Here is a 2,857-nt window from a genome sequence, read left to right on the forward strand (position 1 = left end):
GAGCAGGAAGCCGCCGCGTTCGCGATTGAACCCGCCCAGGCCGCCGCCGCTGGCCACCACCCGGTGACAGGGCACGACGATCGGGTAGGGATTGGCGCCGCAAGCCTGGCCGACGGCCCGCGGGGCGTTGTTGAGGTTTTGAGCCAACTGGCCGTAGGTTTCGACCCGGCCGGGCGGGATGGCCGAAATCTGCGCCCACACCCGGCGCTGAAAGGTCGTCCCGGCCGGCTGCAGCGGCAGGCTGAAAACGGACGCCGGGTCGGTCAGATAGGCGCGCAACTGCCGCGCCGCTTCGGCCGCCGGCGCCGTCTCGGGCGCCCGTTCCGGCTGCGGCTCGATGAAGGCGATACCGGTGATTTCCGCGTCGGTGCTGCGGATGCCCAGCGCAAAGCCGGGGGCGGCGACGATGGCCTGGTAGCGCGGAACGATCATGGCAGTCTCCGCAGGGGGTCAGAAAGCCGAAAGCCCGGTTTGTGCCCGGCCGAGAATCAGCGCATGGACGTCGTGCGTGCCTTCGTAGGTGGTGACCGATTCCAGGTTAACCATGTGGCGAATGACCCCGTATTCGTCGGAAATGCCGTTGCCGCCCAGCATGTCGCGCGCGTCGCGGGCGATTTGCAGGGCCTTGCCGGTGCTGTTGCGCTTCATTAGCGAGATCAGTTCGGGGCTGGCGCTGCCGTCGTCCATCATGCGCCCCAGTCGGAGCACGCCTTGCAGGCCGAGCGTGATTTCGGTCTGCATGTCGACCAGTTTTTTCTGGATCAGCTGGTTGGCGGCGAGCGGCCGGCCGAACTGCCGGCGCTCCAGCGTGTAGTGGTGGGCGGTGTGCCAGCAGGCTTCAGCTGCGCCGAGTGCCCCCCAGGCTATGCCGTAGCGCGCTGCGTTGAGGCAGGTGAAGGGGCCCTTGAGGCCGCTGGCCTTTGGCAACTGGTTTTCTGTCGGGACGAATACCTCGTCCATCACGATATCCCCGGTGATCGAGGCGCGCAGGCTGACCTTGCCCTGGATGGCCGGGGCGGACAGGCCGGCCATCCCTTTTTCGAGAATGAAGCCGCGCAGGCTGCCGGCGTCGTCCTTTGCCCAGACGATGAACAGGTCGGCCAGCGGCGCGTTGGTGATCCAGGTCTTGCGTCCGGAGAGCTTCCAGCCGCCCGGCACGGCACGGGCGACGGTGCTCGCGCTGGCCGGGTCGGAGCCGGAGCCGGGTTCGGTCAGGCCGAAGCAGCCGATCAGCTCCCCTTTGCCGAGTTTCCGCAGGTATTTTTCTTTCTGTGCGTCGGAGCCGAATGCGTGGATCGGCAGCATGACCAGCGAGGATTGTACGGAGAGCAGCGTCCGGAAGGCCGAATCGACGTACTCGATCTCGCGGGCGATCAGACCGTAGGAGACGTAGTTCAGACCAGCCCCGCCGAAGCGCGGGGGCAGCGTCGGGCCGAGCAGGCCCATGTCGCCCATCTCGCGATAGATGGCCGGATCGGTCGTCTCGTTGCGGAAGGCATCGCGAATGCGCGGCTGGAGTGCCTTCTGTGCAAAATCGCGGGCGGCATTGCGGACTTGCCGTTCGTCGGCGGCAAGCTGGCTGTCGAGCCGGAAAGGGTCTTCCCAGGTGAAGGTCGGCTGGGCCATGGTTGTCTCCGTTGTCCTCGTTTTATGCGGAAAGCCGGGAGCGGCAGGCGCTCCCGGCGTGGTGCCTAGCCGCGGACGTGTCCGTCGCCGAGTACGATCCACTTCTGGCTGGTCAGGCCCTCCAGGCCGACCGGCCCGCGGGCATGGATCTTGTCGGTCGAGATGCCGATTTCGGCGCCCAGGCCGTACTCAAAGCCGTCGGCAAAGCGCGTCGAGGCATTGATCATGACCGAGCTGGAGTCGACTTCACGCAGAAAGCGCATCGCCTTCGGGTGGTTTTCGGTGACGATGGCCTCGCTGTGATGCGACGAGTAGTGGTTGATGTGCGCGATGGCTTCGTCGAGGCCGGCGACGACCTTGACCGAGATGATCGGCGCCAGGTATTCGGTGTAGTAGTCCTCTTCCGTGGCGGCGACGGCATTCGGCACCAGGGCCTGGGTTTCGGCGCAGCCACGGATTTCGACGCCCTTGCCGGTCAGCATGGCGGCGATGGCCGGTAGCTGGGTGGCGGCGACGGCGCGGGCGACAAGCAGCGATTCGGCGGTGTTGCAGGTGCCGTAGCGCTGGGTCTTGGCGTTTTCGACGATTTTCAGCGCCTTGGCCGGGTCGGCGTCGTCATCGATGTAGACGTGGCAGTTGCCGTCCAGGTGCTGAATCATCGGCACGCGCGATTCGGCGAGCAGGCGGGCGATCAGGCCCTTGCCGCCGCGCGGCACGATGACGTCGACGAATTCGCGCATCGTGATCAGTTCGCCGACCGCGGCACGATCGGTGGTGTCGATGACCTGCACGCAGTCGGCCGGTAGCCCGGCGGCCTGCAGGCCCTCCTGGACCAGCGCGGCGATGGCGCGGTTGCAGCGAATCGCCTCCGAGCCGCCGCGCAGGATGGCGGCGTTGCCGGACTTCAGGCACAGCGCCGCGGCATCGGCGGTGACGTTCGGCCGGGCTTCGTAGATGATGCCGATGACGCCGAGCGGCACGCGCATCTTGCCGACCTGGATGCCGGAGGGGCGGTACTTGATGTCGGACATCTCGCCGATCGGATCGGGCAGCTTGGCGACCTGTTCGACGCCTTCGGCCATCCCTTCGACCCCCTTTTCGGTCAGCGTCAGGCGGTCGATCATCGCCGCTTCCAGGCCGTTGGCCCGGGCGGCGGCGACGTCTTCGGCGTTGGCGGCGAGCAGGGCCGCCTTTTCGCGGCGGATGGCGCCGGCGATGTGCAGCAGCGCAG

At 67.1% G+C, this 2,857-nt stretch carries 3 protein-coding genes; all 3 read right to left on the minus strand.

The genetic code is table 11. The annotated features are described in order from the left end of the window. Nucleotides 1–432: methylated-DNA--[protein]-cysteine S-methyltransferase (locus A6M56_RS08555; protein WP_286758072.1), on the minus strand; the 432-nt coding region annotated here is incomplete at its 3' end. An 18-nt stretch (nt 433–450) separates the two neighbouring features. Further along, nucleotides 451–1,626 carry an acyl-CoA dehydrogenase gene (locus A6M56_RS08560; RefSeq protein ID WP_286758073.1) on the minus strand — a complete coding sequence of 392 codons (1,176 nt, stop codon included), beginning with the start codon at nt 1,624–1,626 and terminating at the stop codon, nt 451–453. Between the two features lie 65 nt (nt 1,627–1,691). Then, nucleotides 1,692–2,857: glutamate-5-semialdehyde dehydrogenase (locus A6M56_RS08565; protein ID WP_286758074.1), on the minus strand; the 1,166-nt coding region annotated here is incomplete at its 5' end.

The organism is Ralstonia sp. RL, assembly GCF_001683835.1.
In the GTDB taxonomy this organism is placed as follows: Bacteria; Pseudomonadota; Gammaproteobacteria; order Burkholderiales; family Burkholderiaceae; genus Ralstonia; species Ralstonia mannitolilytica.